16 protein-coding genes are annotated in these 20835 nt (G+C 62.0%); 12 read left to right on the forward strand and 4 right to left on the reverse strand.

The annotated features are described in order from the left end of the window. Positions 1 to 102: 102 nt before the first annotated feature. The gene (locus FEF26_RS12170; RefSeq protein ID WP_138253814.1) at positions 103 to 1107 is read left to right on the forward strand and encodes a quinone oxidoreductase family protein; all 1005 of its coding nucleotides are present in this window, start codon (positions 103 to 105) and stop codon (positions 1105 to 1107) included. 116 nt (positions 1108 to 1223) lie between these two features. Here FEF26_RS12170 and pheT read toward each other — a convergent pair whose 3' ends face one another. Further along, positions 1224 to 3764 (reverse strand): phenylalanine--tRNA ligase subunit beta, encoded by a 2541-nt coding sequence (gene pheT, locus FEF26_RS12175; RefSeq protein ID WP_138253815.1) that lies wholly within the window; start codon positions 3762 to 3764, stop codon positions 1224 to 1226. Positions 3765 to 3769: 5 nt separating this feature from the next. Further along, positions 3770 to 4825: a phenylalanine--tRNA ligase subunit alpha gene (gene pheS, locus FEF26_RS12180; protein WP_138253816.1), complete on the reverse strand. Its 1056-nt coding sequence runs from the start codon at positions 4823 to 4825 to the stop codon at positions 3770 to 3772. Positions 4826 to 5017: 192 nt separating this feature from the next. Between pheS and FEF26_RS12185 the strand changes: the two genes are divergently transcribed. The 11 genes from FEF26_RS12185 (at position 5018) to FEF26_RS12235 (ending at position 18070) form a co-directional block, all read left to right on the forward strand. Further along, positions 5018 to 6397, forward strand: coding sequence for an FAD-binding oxidoreductase (locus FEF26_RS12185; RefSeq protein ID WP_138253817.1), 1380 nt, complete (start codon positions 5018 to 5020; stop codon positions 6395 to 6397). Positions 6398 to 6407: 10 nt separating this feature from the next. Continuing rightward, on the forward strand, positions 6408 to 6839 hold the full coding sequence (locus FEF26_RS12190) for a GlcG/HbpS family heme-binding protein (RefSeq protein WP_138253818.1): 432 nt from the start codon (positions 6408 to 6410) through the stop codon (positions 6837 to 6839). Then, entirely contained in the window at positions 6836 to 7609 is a 774-nt protein-coding gene (locus FEF26_RS12195; protein ID WP_138253819.1) for an electron transfer flavoprotein subunit beta/FixA family protein, read from the forward strand. Before FEF26_RS12190 ends, FEF26_RS12195 begins: the two co-directional genes overlap by 4 nt. Before the next feature lie 3 nt (positions 7610 to 7612). After that, positions 7613 to 8590: an electron transfer flavoprotein subunit alpha/FixB family protein gene (locus FEF26_RS12200; protein ID WP_138253820.1), complete on the forward strand. Its 978-nt coding sequence runs from the start codon at positions 7613 to 7615 to the stop codon at positions 8588 to 8590. Between the two features lie 86 nt (positions 8591 to 8676). Beyond that, on the forward strand, positions 8677 to 9951 hold the full coding sequence (locus tag FEF26_RS15960) for a cytochrome b/b6 domain-containing protein (protein ID WP_243730568.1): 1275 nt from the start codon (positions 8677 to 8679) through the stop codon (positions 9949 to 9951). 119 nt (positions 9952 to 10070) lie between these two features. Continuing rightward, on the forward strand, positions 10071 to 11876 hold the full coding sequence (locus FEF26_RS12210; RefSeq protein WP_138253821.1) for an L-lactate permease: 1806 nt from the start codon (positions 10071 to 10073) through the stop codon (positions 11874 to 11876). A gap of 70 nt (positions 11877 to 11946) precedes the next feature. Beyond that, positions 11947 to 12378 carry a LexA family protein gene (locus FEF26_RS12215; RefSeq protein ID WP_138253822.1) on the forward strand — a complete coding sequence of 144 codons (432 nt, stop codon included), beginning with the start codon at positions 11947 to 11949 and terminating at the stop codon, positions 12376 to 12378. Next, complete coding sequence (locus FEF26_RS12220; RefSeq protein WP_138253823.1) at positions 12375 to 13652, forward strand: Y-family DNA polymerase; 1278 nt, start codon at positions 12375 to 12377, stop codon at positions 13650 to 13652. The genes FEF26_RS12215 and FEF26_RS12220 overlap by 4 nt, the downstream gene beginning before the upstream one ends. 122 nt (positions 13653 to 13774) lie before the next feature. After that, the gene (locus FEF26_RS12225) at positions 13775 to 16174 is read left to right on the forward strand and encodes an ATP-binding cassette domain-containing protein (protein WP_138253829.1); all 2400 of its coding nucleotides are present in this window, start codon (positions 13775 to 13777) and stop codon (positions 16172 to 16174) included. 402 nt (positions 16175 to 16576) lie between these two features. Next, entirely contained in the window at positions 16577 to 17803 is a 1227-nt protein-coding gene (locus tag FEF26_RS12230) for a tyrosine-type recombinase/integrase (RefSeq protein WP_138253824.1), read from the forward strand. A gap of 60 nt (positions 17804 to 17863) precedes the next feature. After that, positions 17864 to 18070: a helix-turn-helix transcriptional regulator gene (locus FEF26_RS12235; RefSeq protein WP_138253825.1), complete on the forward strand. Its 207-nt coding sequence runs from the start codon at positions 17864 to 17866 to the stop codon at positions 18068 to 18070. 6 nt (positions 18071 to 18076) lie between these two features. Here FEF26_RS12235 and FEF26_RS12240 read toward each other — a convergent pair whose 3' ends face one another. Together FEF26_RS12240 and FEF26_RS12245 are read right to left on the reverse strand one after the other, a co-directional pair. Then, positions 18077 to 18919 carry a hypothetical protein gene (locus FEF26_RS12240; RefSeq protein WP_138253826.1) on the reverse strand — a complete coding sequence of 281 codons (843 nt, stop codon included), beginning with the start codon at positions 18917 to 18919 and terminating at the stop codon, positions 18077 to 18079. A 24-nt stretch (positions 18920 to 18943) separates the two neighbouring features. Beyond that, positions 18944 to 20734: a transglycosylase SLT domain-containing protein gene (locus tag FEF26_RS12245; RefSeq protein WP_138253827.1), complete on the reverse strand. Its 1791-nt coding sequence runs from the start codon at positions 20732 to 20734 to the stop codon at positions 18944 to 18946. Between the last annotated feature and the right edge of the window lie 101 nt (positions 20735 to 20835).

Below are 20835 nucleotides of genomic sequence, written 5' to 3' on the forward strand. Positions count from 1 at the left end.
GCTGGCGTTCCGCTGAAGACCTACGCTCCGGTACCCTCGGGGAGTGAGTGGGCCGGCTCTCTGGCCCAGCCCACATCTGATGAGACGGGAAGCGAGCGAATAATGACCGAATCGACAATGTTCGAAGAAGACCTCCCTGACGCGGCCAAGGTAACTCGCGCCCGCGAGGCCGGCGGCTCCGATGTCTTGGAGACCGTTGAAGTCGAAGCCCCCACTCCGGGGCCAGGTCAGCTGCTGGTCAAAACGGCCGCAGCGGGCGTGAACTTCATTGAGACCTATCAGCGCTCCGGTGTCTACCCGGTGGAGTACCCGTTTGTGCCCGGCGCAGAGGGTGCCGGTGAAGTGGTCGGTCTCGGCGAGAACGTGGAGAGCTTCAGCACCGGCCAGCGGATCGCCACCGCGGAAGCCTCCGGCACCTACGCAACACACTTCCTCGTGGACGCAGCCAAGGCTGTTCTTGTCCCGCAGGAGGTATCCGATGAGCAGGCCGCAGCCCTTCCCCTGCAGGGTGTGACCGCGCACTACCTGATGAACTCCACCTACCGAGTCTCCCCCGGGGAAACGGTTCTGACCCATGCAGGTGCCGGCGGTGTAGGCCAGATCCTCACTCAGCTGCTGAAGGCCCGGGGTGCCCGGGTGATCACCACTACCTCGACTCCGGAGAAGGCGAAGATCGCGGAAGCTGCCGGGGCTGACTATGTGCTGGAGTACCAGGGCTTCGCCGAGAAGGTACGCCAGATCACCAATGGCGAAGGCGTCTCGGTGGTCTATGACGGCGTGGGGAAAGATACATTCGTCGGGTCATTGGATTCCCTGGCGGTCCGCGGGACTATGGTCCTCTTCGGCGGTGCATCCGGACAGGTTCCGCCTTATGACCTGCAGGACCTCAACAAGCGCGGCGGGCTCTACATCACTCGGCCGTCCGTGCCGTGGTATCTGCGCAATGCAGAGGAGCGCACCTGGAGGTTCACCGAACTGTTCGGCGCACTGACCTCAGGGGACCTCAAGCTCGACATCGGCGGCACCTACCCTCTCGAAGAGGCGGGCCGCGCCCATGACGACCTCGAAGGGCGCCGAACCACCGGTAAACTCCTGCTGGTGCCGTAACAACAATCCTGGGGCCGTATCTGCTACCGATAATCAGGGGGCTGTTGGGAAATCAGTGTGCTCGAGGCACCTGACTTCTCAACAGCCCCCTGATTTTTTCGGCGCTCCTTGATGTCTCAGCCGCGTTGAAGGGCTCCGTGCCGCTCGCCGGTGAGAGCCACCGCATCCGAACGAGCAGCTGAGGCTTCTTCCGCCGTCAGGGTCCGGTCGGCTGCGCGGAAACGCAGAGCAAACGCCATGGACTTCTTCCCTTCACCGATGCCTTCGCCTGAGTAGACGTCGAAGAGCTCAACACTCTCCAGCAGATCCCCGGCGCCCTCAGTCAGGGTCTGGCGGAGCTCCCCGGCCGTGACCGCCTCGTCAACGATCAGTGCCACGTCTTGTGTGGTCGGCGGGAAGGTGGAGATGGGCTCAGCGATGGTTTGTCCCGTTGCGGCCGCGATCAGAGTGCCGAGATCGAGCTCCATCACACTGGTGCGCGCAGGCAGGTCCTGCTGCTCCGCGACCTTGGGGTGCAGTTCCCCTGCGTATCCGACCAGCTCGCCCTTCAGCTGCAGCTGTGCTGTCCGGCCCGGGTGGAATGCTTGATGTTCGCCCTGAAGGACGTCGAGTTCGACCCCCAGCAGCTGCGCCACCTTCCGAGCAGCCTCCACCGCATCGGCCCAGTCGCGGGCGCGGCCGGGCCCACCGACGTTGTCCACCGGCTCCTGCCCCGAGACGGCCACCGCCAGGTGCAGCGGCTGATGGGGAATGCCCGCCCGAAGCTCCTCAATGACATCATCGCCGGGGTAGAATCCCAGACCTGGGATCTCCTCACTGCCCATCTTCCCGTCCGGCCGGAAGACTGACCCGGCCTCAAAAAGCGCCACGTCAGTGAAGCCGCGGGAGACGTTCCGGCGCAGGGAATCGAGGATGCCGGGCAGCAGTGTAGTGCGAAGCGTGGGGAACTGGCTGGCGATAGGGTTGGCCAGCCGCACCATTGGCAGCTCCTCAGCACCGTTCGCACGGCCGAAGAGCTGGTTCGCCTCCACAGAGTAGAACGGGTACGTGAGCACCTCAGTGAAACCGGCAGCGGCAAGTCCGGTGAACACCGTACGACGACGCTGCTGCGCCTCAGTCAGGCCCCGGCCAGCAGGTGCCACAGGCAGCCTCGAAGGAATGGTGTCATAGCCCACCAGTCGGGCGATTTCCTCGACAAGAGATTCCGGGATTGTCAGGTCAGGCCGCCAACTGGGCGGTGTGACACTCAGCATTCCGTTGTCCTGGGCCTGGATCGCGCAGCCCACCGCAGTCAGCGCTTCGGTGACTTGCTGAGCACCATAGGGAACACCGACGATGCGCTCCGGCAGGCTGGGGTCAAGAGCAATCGTCTCCGGAGTGATGGGGTCACCCACATGGGTCACTTCGCCGGTGTCTGTGCCCCCGGCCAGCTGGACCAGCAGATCCACCGCGCGCTGAGCGGCAGTGGTCGGCAGGAGGGGGTCGACGCCGCGCTCATTGCGCTTGGCGGCCTCCGAGGGCAGTTTGTGCCGACGTCGGGTCCTGCTCACGGAGATGGGATCGAAGTGTGCGGCTTCTATCAGCACCGTGGAGGTGGCTTCTGACACTTCAGTGCTCGCTCCGCCCATGACGCCAGCGAGTCCGATCGCGCCGCGGTCATCGGCGATCACGAGGTCTTCGGTGTTGAGCGCACGCTGTTTGTCGTCGAGGGTGGTCAGCTTCTCCCCCGGCGCGGACCTGCGGACCTGTATGGGGCCGTTGAGTTTTTCCGCGTCGTAGAAATGGAGGGGCTGGCCCAGTTCCCACATCACATAGTTGGAGATGTCCACTGCCAGACTGATGGGCCGGATGCCGGCCAGGCGCAGCCGAGCAGCCATCCATGGTGGGGTGGGCGCCGAGGCATCAACCCCAGTGACGGAGCGGGCAACGAAGGTGTCGCAACCGGGAATTCCGTAGATGGGGGCGTCGTCGTTGAGGACCACCGGGTGGCCTGGGCTGCCGTCCTGCAGCGGGGTGACCTGGTGAGCCGGGTCCGTAAAGTCCGTACCTGTGGCGTGGCTGTACTCCCGCGCCACCCCCCGGATGGAGAAGGCATAGCCGCGGTCAGGGGTGACGTTGATCTCTGCTGCGGAATCACTGAGTCCGAGGAGCTCTAAGGCATCGGTACCGGGTTCGGGGTCCAGGCCAAGTGTGCCGAGCACAAGAATGCCGTCGTGGTCCTCACCGATTCCCAGTTCTTTGACCGAGGCGATCATTCCTGCGGAAACATGGCCGTAGGTCTTGCGGGCAGCGATGCGAAAATCCCCCGGGAGTACAGATCCGGGGAGCGTTACGACGACTTTATCGCCGACCTCGAAGTTATCGGCACCGCAGACGACGCCCTGAACCCCTGAAGGATCGATCCCATCCCCTGTGAGGGTCTGAGTGTGACCTTTGGCAACGACGCGGACCTGACACCAATTGATGGTCTTGCCGTTGGACTGCGGCTCGGGAGTTTTTTCCAGCACTTCGCCGACCACAATGGGGCCGGAGAGACCGTTGGTGTGGACTTCCTCTTCCTCAAGTCCTACTCGAACCAGTTCCGCCATCAGGTCCTCGGCGGTCCCATCGGCGGGGAACTGTGTGTACTCACGGATCCAAGACAGCGGGATGCGCATACGGCTCAGACCTCCATTCCGAATTGAGTGCTGAAGCGGATGTCGCCTTCGATCATGTCGCGCATATCCGGAACATCGTTGCGGAACATGAGGGTTCGTTCCACGCCCATTCCGAAGGCGAAGCCGGTGTATTCGGGGTCTTTGATTCCGGCAGCAGCCAACACATTGGGGTTGACCATGCCGCATCCGCCCCATTCAATCCATTGGGGGCCGCCCTTGGCCCCAGGGTGCCACACATCCATTTCGGCTGAAGGTTCGGTGAACGGGAAGAAGCTGGGCCTCAGCCGGATGGCGGCCGCAGGCCCAAACATCTGCCGGGCGAAGTGCTCCAGGGTTCCCTTCAGGTCAGCCATAGTGAGCCCTTTGTCCACGGCCAAGCCTTCGAACTGGTGGAACGCGGGAAGGTGGGTGGCGTCTAATTCATCGGTGCGGAACACTTTCCCCGGTGCCAGCACGTAGACTGGCAGCTCCTTATTGAGCAGTGCACGGATCTGCACCGGCGAGGTGTGGGTACGGAGCACGAGGTGAGCCTCAGAGGGCTCCACGAAGAAGGTGTCCTGCATTTCACGAGCCGGGTGGTCCGGGGCGAAGTTCAAGGCATCGAAGTTGAACCACTCAGATTCCAGCTCTGGCCCTTCTGCTACCTCCCAGCCCATGGAGGTGAAGACATCCACCACTTTCTCCTGCAACCTGGTGATGGGGTGACGGGCGCCCAAAGGTCGACGCCGCGGCGCTGCGGTGACATCGACAGTTTCTTCCACGAGAACCTTGGCTGCGTGCTCTGCCTCGAGGACCTCTGTGCGGGCCGCCAGTGATTTCTGGATCCGGCCACGCGCTGTGCCGAGGAGCTTTCCGGCCTCTTTCTTCTGGTCTTTGTCCAACTCTTTGATCTGCCGGTTGGCCAACACAATCGGAGCTTTGTCTCCGGTGTGGGCAAGTCGGGCAGCCTTAAGCTCATCCAGAGTTCCGGCGGCGTCGAACGCGGCCAGCGCCTGTGCGACGCACTGTTCAATGGCTGCCTCGTCCAGGGGATGCGGTACTAGTGCGTGCTCGTCAGCCATATTGCTCCGTGGTTCAGTCAAGACGTGTGAGAAGAAAAGATCCTGCGACAGTTTATGCCCATGGAGTCCGCTATGCAGACTCTATGACGCAGTGACACACATCACGGTGGTACCTTTCGTGAAGACCCCAGATCCGGCCTGGCTCAACGCCGTCAAAAGGCTGCCACCCAACCCAAGCGAGGAGTCTCTGTTATGTCGTGTGAAGACCTGGTTTCCGCACTCCCGGAAGGCCGCGTGATCACGGAACCGGCCACTATGGAGAATTACCGTTGGGACCGCGCCAACGATCCCGATGCCGGTACACCACTGGCCGTCGTGCGAGCAGAGTCCACTTCAGACATCCAGACAGTTGTGCGCTACGCCGCGGAACGCGGCATTGCAGTGGTTCCCCGCGGCGCCGGGTCAGGGCTGTCCGGAGGCTCCACCGCAGTCGAAGGCGGGATCGTGCTGTCCATGGAGCGAATGCGAGAGATCACCGTCGATCCCCTCACACGCACTGCAGTGGTGCAGCCAGGTGCTTTCAACTCGGAGGTGAAAGCTGCCGCCGCCGAACACGGCCTCTGGTATCCGCCGGACCCCTCCTCCTACGAATTCTGCTCCATCGGTGGGAACATCGCGACCAATGCCGGTGGCCTGTGCTGTGTGAAGTATGGAGTGACCACCGACTATGTCCTCGGCCTCGGCGTAGTGCTGGCTGACGGACGGTCGGTGCAGCTGGGCGGCCCGCGCCTGAAGGATGTGGCCGGGCTCGACCTCACCAAACTGTTCATCGGCTCCGAGGGCACTCTGGGGGTGATCACAGAGATCACCCTGCGGCTGATCCCCGCACAGCGACCCCCGACGACGCTGGTGGCCACCTTCAAGACCCTCGACGCCTCGACCGACGCGATACTGGCAATCTCCTCCTCAATGCGGCCTTCCATGCTGGAGTTTATGGATCGCCCCACGATCAACGCAGTCGAGGACGCCACCCGAATGGGGTTGGACCGCGAAGCTGCCGCCATGCTGGTCGTCCAATCCGACGAACCGGCTGAATTCGCGGCCCAAGAAATCGCCAAGATAGAGGCCCTCTGTCATGAGCACCAGGCCGACGAGGTCTTCTCGACCACTGATCCTGACGAGGGCGAAGCGTTTGTGGTCGCGCGCCGGATGGCGATTCCTGCCGTGGAGCAGAAGGGGTCCCTTCTGCTGGAGGATGTGGGCGTTCCGCTCCCGAAGCTGGGCGACCTAGTGCGCGGAATTGAGCGAATCGCCCAACAGCGCGATATCGTCATCGCCGTGATTGCCCACGCCGGAGACGGCAATACCCACCCACTCCTGGTCTTCGACCCGACCGATCACGAGCAGAAGGAACGGGCACATCTCGCCTATGGTGAGGTGATGGACCTCGCTGTGCAGCTGGGTGGCACCATCACTGGAGAGCACGGCGTCGGTCGCCTCAAACGGCCGTGGCTGGCAGGCTATATAGGAGCGGACGCGCTGGATCTCAACCATCGCATCAAAATGGCACTAGACCCGCTGAACGTTCTGAACCCCGGCGCGGTCCTGGACCCCGCTGCATTGAAGTCCTGAAGGAGAAAGAATGTCTCATTACACGAATATCCCGGCTGTCACCTACACCACAGCCGCAGAGGCGATCAGGCACACCATCGATATCGGTGCTGAGCAGGGTGTGAAGCTCTGCGCCACCGTCGTGGACCCCGCCCTGGGGTTGGTGGCATACGGCAGGGCCGATGGCATGACCCCGCACAGCGTCGAGACTTCTCGACGCAAAGCCCAAACAGCCGCCTCCACCCGGAAGCCTTCCGCCGCGGTCCCGGCCGAATTGGCCACCGCGATGGAAAACGGCACCGGGGGGCTCCTGACCCGAATCCCCGGCGGCGTGCCGCTGGTATTCGACGGTGTCCTGGTGGGCGGACTGGGTGTGGCCGGCGGACCCCCCGCAGAAGACGCCAAGGTCGCCGATGCGGTACTCGAGGCGCTGGGCGCGGCACCGGTAGGAGATGTGGGATGAGAATTGCTGTACTCGTCAAAGAGGTTCCAGACAGCTACGGTGCGCGTCGGCTGAACCTGACCACAGGACTGGCGGAGCGCGAAGCCAGTGACAGAGTGCTCGATGAAATCACCAGCCGCGCAGTCGAGGCCGCAGTCTCCCATGCCGAGTCGGCCGAGGGCGTTGAAGTCGTCCTGGTGACGATGGGTCCGGAGTCAGCGGAGTCCATGCTGCGAAAGACTCTGGCGATGGGTGCCGACTCCGCCCACCACGTTTTGGACCCGGGGCTTCTCGGCGCGGACATGACACTCAGCGCAGAGGTGTTGGCCGCGGTTCTGCAGCGCATTGGCTGTGACCTGGTCATCTCAGGGGACGTCTCCTCCGACGGTACAGGTGGAGTGATACCAACCATGATTGCAGAGCGGATAGGGGCAGCCCATGCCACGAGCCTGGACTCACTCACCATCACTGACTCTTCGGTGACCGGAAACCGTGAGACCTACGGTGGAACTGTCACCGTGGAGGCCCAGCTGCCCGCAGTGGTCTCTGTCACCGAGCGTCTGCCTGACGCCAGGTTCCCTGGATTCAAAGGAATCATGGCTGCTAAGAAGAAGCCGTTGGAGACCTACACCTTGGCCGATTTGGGGATTGATCCGGCCGCAGATGTGCCACGTTCCATCTTGCTGTCGGTGACCGAGGCGCCGGCCCGGACAGCCGGTGAAAAGATCCATGACGAGGGCGATGCTGGCAAGAGATTGGCTGAGTACCTCATCGACAAGAAGCTGGTGTGAAATATGGCTCAACAGAAGATTCTGACCTACCTTCCGGTTCTTCCCTCCGGAGAACTGATGGGATCGGCAGCTGAGCTGCTCGGGGCGGCAGCCCAGCTCGGCTCTCCCGTGGGCGTCATCGTCACCACTCCCGGAATGGCCGAAGCCGCGGCAGAATCCGCAGGGGAACTTGGCGCTGCCACCGTTCGCGTAGCAGAGCACGAGGCGGTGGGCACCACGCTGACGGAACCCACGGTGGATGTTTTCACCACCGCATGGGAAGACCTCCGACCCGAGGCGGTGCTAGTGCCCAATGACATCGACGGACGTGATCTAGCTGCCCGGCTCTCCGTGCGCACACACAGCGCCATCGCCGCGGATGTGGTGGGAGTGCATCGGGATGAGGAAGGCATCGTCGCTCACCATTCGGTCTACGGCTCCACTTTCACGACGGAATCGGCCACGACTCACGGAACACTCATCATCACGCTCAGAGAGGGCGCCGTAGACTACCGGGGCCAGCCGGTGACTCCAGAGATTCACCGGGTTGAGCTCGGAGAGCTGCCCCCTCAGGCTGCGTCGATCACGGAATTCTCCGCTTCCGTGGAGGCTTCGACCCGCCCTGATCTCCGCGGGGCACCAACGGTCGTCGCCGGGGGACGGGGATTGGGTTCGGCGGAGGGCTTCGCCCTGGCCGAACAATTGGCCGACGCGCTCGGAGCAGGTCTCGGTGCCTCCCGCGCAGCCGTAGACGCTGGCTACGCACCACACTCACTTCAAGTGGGACAGACCGGAGTGACGGTCGCGCCAGATCTTTATATTGCGCTGGGAATCTCCGGGGCCGTACAGCACTTGGCCGGCATGCAGACGGCAAAAACCGTAGTGGCCATCAATAAAGACCCTGAGGCGCCGATCTTCGACATCGCCGACCTGGGAATCGTCGGTGATGTTTTCGAGGTGGTGCCGCAGCTGATTGAGACGCTCAAGGCCCAGCGTCCATGATCGGAGACTCCGGACACCGCAGGCGGGGCCTTCCGCGAACCGAGCAGGAGGCTCAGGCGCCGACACCCTTACCGCCTGAAGGTGACGTGCCGTCAGCCGACACCCCAGCTCCGCCACGACGCCGCAGCGGGCTCCCACGCACGGTCGACGCCCCGGTCAAACACACCGCCGAGCCAAGGGCCGCTAAGCCGGACGCCTCGGAACAAACTGCCTCGGAACGGACCGCCCCCACGCCGAGAGCAGTTGACCACACCGAGCAGGCAGCTGAGGCCGACGCCGCGGCGCATGCGCCCCCTGCCGAGCCAGCCGTGTCGCGGCGGCGTTCCGGTCTGGGAAGCAACCCCACGCCCGGTCCCGTCTCAAGTCCGAAGCCTCCTCCCGAAAGCACAGCCTCGGCGACACCGGAGCCGGCTGCACCGGATTCGGCGCGGGCCCGTCCCGCGACCTCGGCCGAGCGACCGGTCGCAGTCTCACGCACTCGCAGTAAAACCGCCCTATGGTGGGCTGCTGTAGGTATCGGCGGGGTCGTCATCCTGGCGGCAGCCATGGTCATCGCCGCGCAGTGGTTCCTGGGCACCGAGGCCGGGCGCAACTTCCTCAGTCGCTACCCCGGCCAGTACGAGCAACCCGACGCGCCGGGCGGATATCCCTGGTGGCTGAACTGGGCCCACTTCTTCAATGCGTTTCTCATGGTCCTGGTCATCAAGACCGGAGTCCAAATCCGTCGCGAAATCAAACCGGAGGCCTACTGGACTCCAAAGTGGGGCAGGCAGCGGCGAATCAGCCTCACGATCTGGACTCACAACGCACTGGACCTGCTCTGGGTGCTCAACGGGCTGGTGTTCGTGACCCTGCTGGTCGCAACGGGCTACTGGTCCCGCGTGGTGCCCACCAGTTGGGAGGTCTTCCCGAATGCGCTGTCGGCGCTCGTGCAGTATGTCTCACTGGATTGGCCCACGACCAGCGACTGGGCGCACTACAACAGTGCACAGGAGCTGGCGTACTTCGTCACGATCTTCGTTGCCGCGCCTCTGGCAATCGCCACCGGAGTGAGAATGTCCGGGCTCTGGCCTGGGGATAAGCCGATGCTCAACAAAGCTTTTCCCGTGGAATGGGCACGTGCTGTGCATTTCCCAGTCATGATCTATTTTGTGACGTTCATTCTCGTGCATGTGATTCTCGTCTTCGCAACCGATGCATTGCGGAACCTCAATCAGATCTACACCGGCCAGGACGCCACCAATTGGACCGGGTTCTGGCTCTTTGTCCTTTCCCTGATTGTCATCATCGGCGCGGCAGTAGCTGTCCGACCCGTCCTCGTCGCGCCGCTGGCGAGCCTTTTCGGGCGAGTAGGTCGATAAAAGTCCACGATGCGAAAAGTCCCCACTAAATAAATGTGGGATGTGTCACACTCATGTCTGTGACGTGAACGTGCACTGAGGCGGGACAAAGGCTCGCCCGTCGAAAGGACGTTATCAGCGTGGATAACTTGGCTCTTCTTGGCATTCTGGCGATCGCACCAATCCTCCTGGCAGGGATACTCCTGGCGGGTTTTCGATGGCCCGCGAAATACGCAATGCCGCTCAGCTACATCGTGGCGCTGGTGATTGCATGGCTCGTGTGGGAAATGCAGCCAACCGCCCTGGCAGCCGCTTCGATCGAAGGCCTGATCGTAGCTGGGACGCTGCTGTACATCGTCTTCGGAGCGTTGCTCCTGCTTTCGACCGTCACACTCTCAGGGGCCATGGACCGCATCAAGGGAGGTTTCAACCACATCTCCCCGGACCGACGCATCCAAGCAATCATCATCGGCTGGCTCTTCGGAAGTTTCATCGAGGGCGCATCGGGCTTCGGCACCCCAGCGGCCATCGTGGCCCCCCTCCTGCTCGCGATGGGCTTCCCAGCTATGGCTGCGGTGGCCGTCGGCCTGATCATCCAGTCCACCCCGGTGAGCTTCGGAGCAGTGGGCACCCCCATCCTCGTGGGTGTAGGAAATGGTCTGGGTGAAACCCTGCCCGGCGTGCCGGAACGCATCGACGCACTCGGCATGGACTACTCCGAGTACGTTGCCCACATCGGTTTTCAAACTGCTCTGATCCACATGGCTGTGGGCATCCTCATCCCACTGATACTCGTGTGTCTTCTCACCGGGCTCTTCGGTGAGAAGCGAAACTTTGCGCTGGGCCTCAAAGTATGGCCGTTCGCTGTCTACGCCTCGCTGGCTATGACAATCCCCTCGGTGGCTGTCGCATACCTCCTCGGCCCCGAATTCCCCTCACTGATCGGCGGACTCGTCGGCTTGACCGTGGTGATGCTCACCTCGTCGAAGGGCTTCCTGATGCCCAAGGAAACCTTCGACTTCGGACCGCGGGCAACCTGGGAAGAGCGTTGGATGGGCCGGATCGCTCCAGGTGACGTCAAGGAGAGCGGCGAGGCTCAGACGATGACTATGGTGCGCGCCTGGTCTCCCTACGTCATCCTCGCAAGCCTGCTCGTGCTGACCCGGCTCATCGATCCCGTGACGGAATTCCTGACCACTCCCGGCGTGACGCGCCTAGCGTTCTCCGACATTTTGGGCGTGGAGGGCATCAACGCTGACGTGGATCTGTTCTACTCCCCCGGTTTCGTTCTGATCTTTGTCTCTCTGGTCTCCTACCTCATCTATCGGATGAGCGGCAAGCAAATCGCGACAACGTGGAAGGTGTCCGGAAAGCAGATCGCCGCAACTGCAGTAGCCCTGCTGTTCGCCGTGCCCATGGTGAGAGTCCTCATCCAGTCCGGCATCAATGAATCGGGCTTGGAATCCATGCCGGTGGTCCTCGCCCAGGGCGTGGCAAACGTCGCCGGGGACACCTGGCCGTTCTTCGCCCCGTTCATCGGCGCCCTGGGGGCCTTCGTCGCCGGGTCCAACACGTTGGCCAACCTGACGTTCGCTCAGTTCCAATGGGCGACCGCGGAGACGATTGGTGTCAGCCCTGAGACGGTGGTTGCGGCACAGGCGGCGGGTGGCGCCGGTGGTAACCCCATCGCGATCCACAACATTGTGGCGGCCTCCGCGACAGTGGGACTCTTCAATCGTGAGGGGGACATCATGCGCAAAACGGTGTGGATTACCCTCTACTACTGCATTGCGGCCGGCTCCGTTGCTTTCCTCGCCATCCATGGGTTCGGCCTGAACATTGGCACCGGAGGACTGCTGCTGCTGATCGCTGCCCTGGTGGGACTCGGGTACTGGGCAGTGCGCCGGGGCGATGCCCCCAGGATGCAGCTCCCCTCGCAGAACTGAGAAGCCGAAGACGCTGATCCTCGGTGGGGACCCCTTGCATTCGAATATGTGTTCGATTCATACTGAGCACATGAGCATCCAAGACATCCGCGCCGTACCGGTGACGGGGCCTGCCATGGAGGTGCCGATGATGCCCACGGCGGTGCAGGCAGGATTCCCCTCCCCTGCGCTGGACTTCGTGCACGAAAGCATCAATCTGCAGGAGCACCTGGTCTACGACCCTCCGGCGACGTTCATCGCCAGGGTCAGCGGGGACTCCATGGTCGGCGCCGGAATCAGTCACGGCGACCAACTCCTGATCCATAAGGGAACGCGCCCCCGGGACGGGGACGTGGTCATCGCGGTGCTCGATGGCCAATTCACCGTCAAGCGGCTCCGCCTGACCGGAACCGGGGTGCGGCTGGAGGCTGCGAACCCGGAATACCCGGACATTGAGGTTCCGGAGTTGTCTGAACTGTCTATTTGGGGTGTGGCATATATGTGCCTCCATGGTTTGCGATGAGCAAGCACCTGTTGGCGCTCGTCGATGTCAACAGCTTCTATGTCAGCTGCGAGCGCGCCTTTGACCCCACCTTGGAAGGGCGGCCCGTACTCGTCCTTTCCAATAACGACGGTTGCGCTGTGGCTATGAGCGCAGAAGCCAAAGAGCTGGGAATCACCGTGGGCGCGCCCTGGTTCAAGCTGGCTCCCAACGCTCAGCGGCACGGACTTGTGGCAAGGTCAAGCAACTATGAGCTCTACGGCGATATGAGTCACCGGTTTCTCCAGGTCATCGGGGAACATTCCCATGAGGTGGAGAAGTACAGTATTGATGAGGCCTTCGCCGGATATGGCGGGCCCCTCCAGGGAGCCGGCCCGTGGGCGGAGAGAATTCGGCGCGACATCGCTGAGCGGCTCAGCCTTCCGGTGGGCATCGGAGTCGGAGCCACTAAAACTCTGGCGAAATTGGCCAATCTGGCTGCCAAGCGGGTTCCCGGTATGAGAGGCGTCTGTGTATGGGATGGCTTGGACGCAGAATACCGCGACTGGGTGATGAGCCGACTTCCGGTTCAGCAGATTTGGGGCGTGGGCCCACGCTCGGCGAAGAAGTTGGCAGCACATGGCGTGACCACGGCCGCAGCGCTGCGGGACGCCGACGCTCAGTTCGTCCGCCGCCTGCTGGGCGTCACCATGATGCGCACCGTGCTGGAACTGCGCGGTCAGCCATGTATCCAACTGGAGGAGGAACGCGAATTCCGTGACTCGCTGGTCTTCAGCAGATCCTTCTCCACCCCCGTGAGCACCCGGGAGATCATGGCTCAGGTGATGGCCAGCTACGCTCAGCGGGCCTGCACCCGGCTGAACTCCCGTAGTACGGAGGCCAAGACACTCACCGCCTGGGCTATGACCTCCCAGTTCAACTCGGCGGCAGAAGACTCCCCCTCAGCAACGTTGTCACTGCCCGCCCCCACTAATGACCCAGTCCTGCTCACGCGAGCTGCCCAAGCTTTGCTGCCCCGCATGACAGAGGGCACTCGTTACACTAAGGCAGGAATCACCCTGACGGACCTTTCGCCGCGGGGCGCCCAACCTGCATTCGACCTCTTCGCTGAACCTCAGCAGGACAAAGGCATCGGGCCGCTCCTGCAGCAGGTGAGGGAGAAGTCCGGCACCGACGCCATCGGCATGGGCCGTGGAGGTATGCGCACAGCTGCCGAGTGGGAGATGCGCCGAGAGATGATGAGTCCGCGCTACACCACACGTTGGCAAGAGATGCTCGAGGTGCATGCCCGGTGACCACCGAATCCCTGTCGTTGAGGTGCGGGCACTCATCAGAGCTTCAGCTGATCCTTCAAGTTTTCCCAGGCAACCTGCAAGAATGGGGCTCTGCTGCGGCATGGACAGAATCGGAGAAAATGATGGCTGAACTACTCACCGGGACACACCGTTCAGGCTCGGCTTCCCACACCGCGCACGAGCGCATCAGCGTTCGTGGCGCCCGTGAGAACAACCTGCGCAGCGTGGATCTGGACATCCCCAAGCGGCAGCTCACAGTATTCACCGGAGTCTCGGGCTCTGGGAAGTCCTCGCTGGTCTTCGGCACCATCGCGGCCGAGTCTCGGCGGCTGATCAATGAAACATACGATGCGTTCATCCAGGGCTTCATGCCCTCCATGCCCAGGCCCGATGTAGATTCTCTCCACGGCCTCACTGCCGCCATCATTATCGATCAAGAGCGCATGTCGCCGAACCCGCGTTCCACCGTCGGAACAGTCACCGACGTCAATTCCATGCTGCGCACCCTTTACAGCAGGTTCGCCCAGCCGCGGATTGACTCACCGCAGGCGTATTCCTTCAACATAGCCTCAGCATCCGGGGCCGGCACCCTCACCAAAGCCGATGGCACAGAGCACGCGGCAGGCTTCAGTGTCACCGGCGGCATGTGTCTCCAGTGCCAAGGAAGAGGACAAGTCCATGACGTCGACATCTCTGAGCTGGTCGACGAATCCAAGTCCCTCAACGACGGCGCCATCACGATTCCCGGGTACAAAGCGGGCGGGTGGTCGGTCCGTTTCTACAGCGACTCCGGTTTCTTCGACCCAGACAAACCCATTAGCGACTACAGCGTTCAGGAGCGCCACGACCTTTTCTACCGTGAACCTGCCAAGGTGAAAATCGGTGGCGCCAACATGACGTTCCAGGGGTTGGTGCCCTCTGTGAAGAAGACGTTCCTCTCCAAAGACCGTGACGGTATGCAGCCCCATATCAGGGCGTTCGTGGACCGCGCCGTCGCTTTCACTCAATGTCCAGACTGTCAGGGCACCCGACTCTCACAGCAGGCTCTGGCCTCCCGGATTGCAGGGAAGAACATTGCCGAACTATGCGCCATGCAGATCAGCGATCTCATCGATTGGATTGAGAACCTCGACGACGCCGCGGGACTCGGCAGTGCCACACCCCTCCTAAGAGCCGTCACCGACATCCTCCGAAACTTTACGGCGATAGGACTCGGCTACCTCTCCCTGGAACGCTCCTCAGGGACCCTTTCCGGTGGTGAGGCGCAACGAGTCAAGATGATTCGACATCTCGGCTCATCGCTGACTGATGTCACGTACGTCTTTGACGAACCCACTGTGGGACTTCATCCTCACGATGTTGCTCGCATGAACGACCTCTTACTCAAGCTCAGAGACAAGGGCAACACCGTCCTCGTTGTCGAACATGACCCAGATGTCATGGCGATCGCAGACCACGTCGTGGATATCGGCCCAGCCGCTGGAAGCCACGGCGGAGAGGTCGTCTACCGTGGCGACTTCGCCAGACTGCGCAGCTCGGGGACTTTAACAGGCGATCACCTCGAAACCCGGCAGCCCATCAAGGCTCAGCCGCGGACAGCTTCCGGTACGATCTCCATCCGCGGGGCGACAACACACAATCTGCGAAACGTCGATGTGGACATACCTAGAGGCGTCCTCGTCGCAGTCTCTGGAGTTGCGGGATCTGGGAAGAGTTCGCTCATTCACGGGTCTCTGGCGGCGCGCGAAGGAGTGGTTGCGGTCGACCAGACCCCGATCAAGGGTTCCCGCAGATCGAATCCGGCAACCTACACGGGCCTGCTCGAACCGATACGTAAGGCGTTCGCCAAAGCAAATGGTGTCAAGCCCGCCCTTTTCAGTGCAAACTCTGAAGGTGCCTGTCCGAACTGCAATGGGGCCGGAGTGATCTACCAGGACCTCGGCATAGTGTCGGGGGTTTCCACGACATGCGAAGAGTGCCACGGCAAACGGTTCCAAGCAGCTGTCCTGGACTACACCCTTGGCACCTTGAACATTGCGGAAGTCCTAGGAATGCCGGTGGATCGGGCCTTGGAGTTCTTTTCCGGAACGGGCACTGGCGGGCCAGAAGTATCACTGCCTGCGGCCAGCAAGATTCTGACCAGACTTCGTGATGTCGGACTGGGCTACCTCACGCTGGGACAACCGTTGAGCACCCTGTCGGGCGGTGAGCGGCAACGCCTCAAACTAGCGATTGAGATCGGAGCCGATTCCGAGGTGTTGATTCTGGATGAACCGACTGCCGGGCTGCATATGGCGGACACGCAACGTCTCATCTCTATGCTCGAGAGGCTCGTCGAGGCCGGACGAACCGTCATTGTCATCGAGCACAATCTTGATGTGATTGCTCAGTCCGACTGGGTCATTGATATCGGTCCAGGCGCAGGTCACGACGGCGGTCAAGTGGTCTTCTCCGGCACTCCGGCCGATCTTCTCAGCGCCAGCCGGTCGCTCACCGGGCTGCACCTCAGCCGGCACCAGTAGGTCAGGGAATGAACCTGGGGACGCATCGTTGCTCCACATTTCGAATGTTCATTCTGACAGTTTCTTCACAGCAAACTGGAGTCGAATATATCTACGATTTCAGCTGTCGTGCTCTTGCGGAGGCGTAGAAGACGTGTTCTAATGTGAATGCGCGATGGGAAGCGCGACGCGTGCAGAAGCCCTCCTCACTGCTTCTGCGCGCGTCTTCCATGTCAGGGGCCATACATCCTTGATTTGACGGGGATGCAGGGCTATTCGGGTTTAGGGGATGCGGCGGCCAGTGAGGCGTCGTCACACTCTATTCCCACTTTTCATCGGGAAACATGATCGCTGAAGGTCTCTGCGCCGGACACTCTCACACCAGCCCACTGGGCAACGTTCGAGAGCTGTTTAGGAGAGAGAGTGCCACGCAAATCACTGAGACCCGGAACCCATGGTGAAGTCAACGTCAGGAAGGACAACTCCGGCGGATACTTCGCCAGAGTCCTGTACAGGGATGCCAGAGGCAATCGTCGTGAGATTCTGGTGCGTGAGAAGACCAAAGGCGCCGTGCGTCGAGTGTTCAATGAGAAGTGGCACGGACTCTCGCAACAGATGCATACGACTGGATCACTCGAAGTCGTCACGATTGAGCGACTGTTCCAGGAGTGGGCCGAGTATGAAGACCAGAAGATCAAGTCCTTGAGAGACCGGGGTTTGCCGCCCCACATTGAGCCCCACACCCACCACCAGTACAAGGGACTGGTAAGGAATCACCTCCTCCCCCGGGCAGCGAACTGGCAGCTTCGAGACATCACTGTCGGCAAGCTGGATCGCCTGTTTCTGGAGATTCTCAACGATGGCAGCAGCTCCGCTGCGGAGAAGATCCGGGCAATTATGTCCCGGATGTTCCGCTACGCCATGCACCAGGACTGGATCGCCTCTAACCTTGTGCGGGACACAGACCCGGAACTCATACGAGGCAAGAAGACCAAGCCGAAAGCGCTCAAGCCGGAAGAGATCACGGCAGCACGCGAAGCCGCCAAGGCCTGGGAGAACGAACTCAACTCCAGGAAAGTCCCTATGCTCGACATCATGGACCTCATGATCGGGACCGGGTGCCGTATCTCGGAGGCTCTGGCCCTGCATTGGGACGATGTGCACCTCGAAGCGGATGAGCCATGGGTCCACATCAGATACGCCGCCAAATGGCGAAGCGGCGAAGGGGTGGTCATCGGACCGACGAAGGGAAGGAAAGAAACCCGAATCGTCGTCCCCAAATACGTCGCAGACATCCTGCTGCGCAGACGAATCAATTCTGAGCACGCCCTGGTCTTCCATAACCGCGACGGCCGTCACCTGCACCCCAGCTACGTCCGCAAGAAGCTCAAGGAGGCGATGGCCCAAGGCGGGGTGGATGCCTTTGCCGATGACGGAGGTTTCAAATCCCACCTGTTCCGCAAGACCGCTCTAACAGCGATCGAACGCACCTACGGGCTTGAAGCCGCTGCCAGCCAAGCCGGACACTCACGTGTGGCAATCACCGAACGCAGCTACGTCGAAGAGAACCTGCAACCGGTCAACTACTCCTCCGCCCTGGACTCGTTGATACAGCGCGATCGGCAGACTAGCACGACAGAAACCTCCTGAGAGTTCCCGGTCAAACCAGATGATGTCCCGTGGCATCATCGCGCCGGACACTATCCGGGCATGACACAGAAACGCAAGATCGCCAAGACCGACCTCCCCGAACTCCTGACCCGAGCAGAACTCGCCGAACTCTACGGGATGAGCGTGAAAACCCTGGCCAACTGGGCCACGATGGGTATCGGGCCTTCCCCTATCAAGCTCGGCAAAGAGGTTCGCTACCACCCCGAGGATGTGTGGAACTATCTAGAGGAACGACGAGCCGCCTGAAAGACTTCAGTCGAACATGCCCGGATTATCCTCCTCATAGGAGACCTGCTCGCGGGAAAAGTCAGTGATCAGGGCGTCGTCACCGGTGGTCATTGAGTAGACATAGAAATGATCAGGGTCGGGGACGTCGCAGTCCTGGTCGGTAATCCATCGATACTCGGCAGCGATCTCGGTATACGGGCTGTGACTGTCCTCGTTCGGTCCATCGAGAACCTGGGTGCGCACCTCGGCGTCAGCGTTGCACTCCATGGCCGGTTCCCACGCCGGGTCGCCGGACTGGGGCCGTTCCGGGATGCCCGGCTGCTGGGCGCCGTCAGTGAGCAGGTAGTTGGCGCGCACAATAGCGACATCCTTGTTCCAGTCGCCGGCGCGGAATCCGGTCATCACTTCCGCGGCCCGCTCCATGATCACGTGGTGGCTCTCTATGTACTCCGCGAACTCGTCCGGGTCATCGAACTCTCGATCACCCCTGGCGTACTCCGAGTAGTCCTCCTCAGAGTCCAGCTGCTCGGAGTCTTCGATGGCCCACTGATAAGCCTCCTCAGAGTCCTGCGGGAAGACGGCCTCCTCCTGCTCAGAGTCCTGCGGGGAAGCGTCCTCGTCCTCAGCTTCAGAAGTCTCTGGAGCACCCGATGGGGACTCGTCGGCCTCAGCTTCTTCCTGCTGGCCCTCAGTCTCGGACTCGTCGGACTCCTCATCCTCATCGGCGGAGGTGTCCAGCCCTCCCTGCTCATCGATAGGCACCGGTGACCCCACGGGGCCATCCTGGCCCTCCTCTTCACCCTGTGAGCAGGCAGTCAGCGCCAGGGCGGCGGTCAACAGTGATGCTGTCAGCGTTACAGGCTTCATACTTGATGAGTGTCCGGGGGAATCTCAGCCGGGGTCAAAGCTGATGTGCGGGTGGTTACGGTGGGCGGCGTTGTCCGCCCCGCTGCTCTCGATCGGGCCGTCGTGGTCTTGGCCGAAGCTGTCAGTGGGCGACCAGCCGGTCGCTGTCCCCCGATAGTCGTCCCACTCGTTCCAGGGCTTGGAACCGTCGCCGGCCATCCACTGCTTCTCCCAAAAGATGACCATGTGAACATTGAGCTCTTCGGCGTTGTCCATGTAGAACTCGGCGATCTCACGGCCGTACTCCTGACCCTGTTGGGACCAGTAGAACTGACCACCCTCGTACTGGTGGTCCAGGGCGACGTCGATCGCCCCGCCCCAAGGGTGGTCGTCGCCCACGGAGCTGGGGATCTGGGTGGTGACGTCGTCGGCCCCCCAGTTGTTTTCGCTTCGGGTTCCGAACGGAGAGTCCCCAGCAATCTGCGGCAGCTGCCCGTCATAGTCTTGGTGGAAGGCCACTATGCCGCAGGCCATTCCTCCGTGCGCCGCGGGATGCAGAGCATCTTCGAGGAGGATCGGGTATTGGGGGCCCTGCTGATAGTCATAGTGTGTGCCGGATTCGTAGGCTTCACAGTCAACATCGCTGAGGTCTGGCACATCATAATCGTCGCAGCCGCCGGACGAGGCGGAAACCACGAGGTCGCCACCGGCCTCGTTAGCCATCTCAGGGATCGCGACCACGTAGCCCTCGGTCTCCTCGAAGGGAGGTACGGACCACCCGTTGCTCTCTACCGCGCCGGGCCCGGCGTTGTAGGCGGCCAGACTCAGCTCGATGACACGCTCATCGGAGTCGGCATGTGGTTCGACCATCTCACGCAGGTGACGCATATATGCCCCTTGGGCCTCGATGGAGGCTTCAGGGTCGTCGATGTCGCCTTCACCGAACTCCGCCCAGGTGTCGGGCATGAACTGCGCGATGCCTTGAGCGCCGACGGTACTGGTGGCGTCGGTGCTCCATCCGGACTCCTGCTGGATCTGGGCGGCGATCAGCTCCGGAGGAAAACCGGAGTACTCGGCGGCGGACTCGACAGCCTGCTCATACTCGCTGGGGATCTCGACACCAGAGTCAGCGCCGCCACTGGCATCGGTATCACTGTCATCCTCATCGGGTGAGGCCACGGGGGTGCATTTCCCGGTGCTGGATCCTTGCAGCGCCCACTGACGGGCAGTGGTGACGATATCTTCGGCGTAGTCCTCCACGTCTTCGACCGGCAGCTGGGAGACCGCGTCCTCCCAGTCCTGCTGCATCGCGTCCCGGACATCCTCCTGGCCCTCGACCGGCCCGCCGCCCTGGGAGAGCGTCAGATAGCCTGCGGTCAGGTCACGGGCGGCCAAGCCCGGGCCGATGTCGTTCTGAGCGTGGCGAAGCATGTCACCGATGTAGAACAGGGCGTCATCGAACTGCTCAACCTCACGGTCACTGGGCAGATCGCGTCCGTATTCGGCTCCCCACTGTTGGAGGTCGTCTTCTTCCATCAGCCCCATCGGGCCGCGCCCTAGACTATTTTCATCGACGTGATGCCAAACCGAGAGCAGAACCCAGAAGCTGGAACTGGTCTGCTGGGAGGCCGTCTGGAAGGGCATCGTGTCCCTGCCCAGGTCCGAGTCCGCCGGACCAGATTCGGCTGAGGCGACCTCAGCCTGGATTCCGGTGTTGACCGGTGTCGTCGCCCCGGCGGTCGTGGGCGCGGCGACCAGGGCGACAAACAGCCCCGATATCGTCGTCAGCCCCAGTGCTCGACGCATCCCCACCACCACTTTCGATCTCTCAGTCATCAACCCCCTCCGTTGGCAAGTGTCCGGGCCTAGTTGTTGTGGGGCATGAGGTTCTTGCCACTGGTGCGTCGATGAGATGAGGAACGGGCTCCCCGCCACAG

The organism is Nesterenkonia salmonea, assembly GCF_005771525.1.
GTDB lineage: Bacteria > Actinomycetota > Actinomycetes > Actinomycetales > Micrococcaceae > Nesterenkonia > Nesterenkonia salmonea.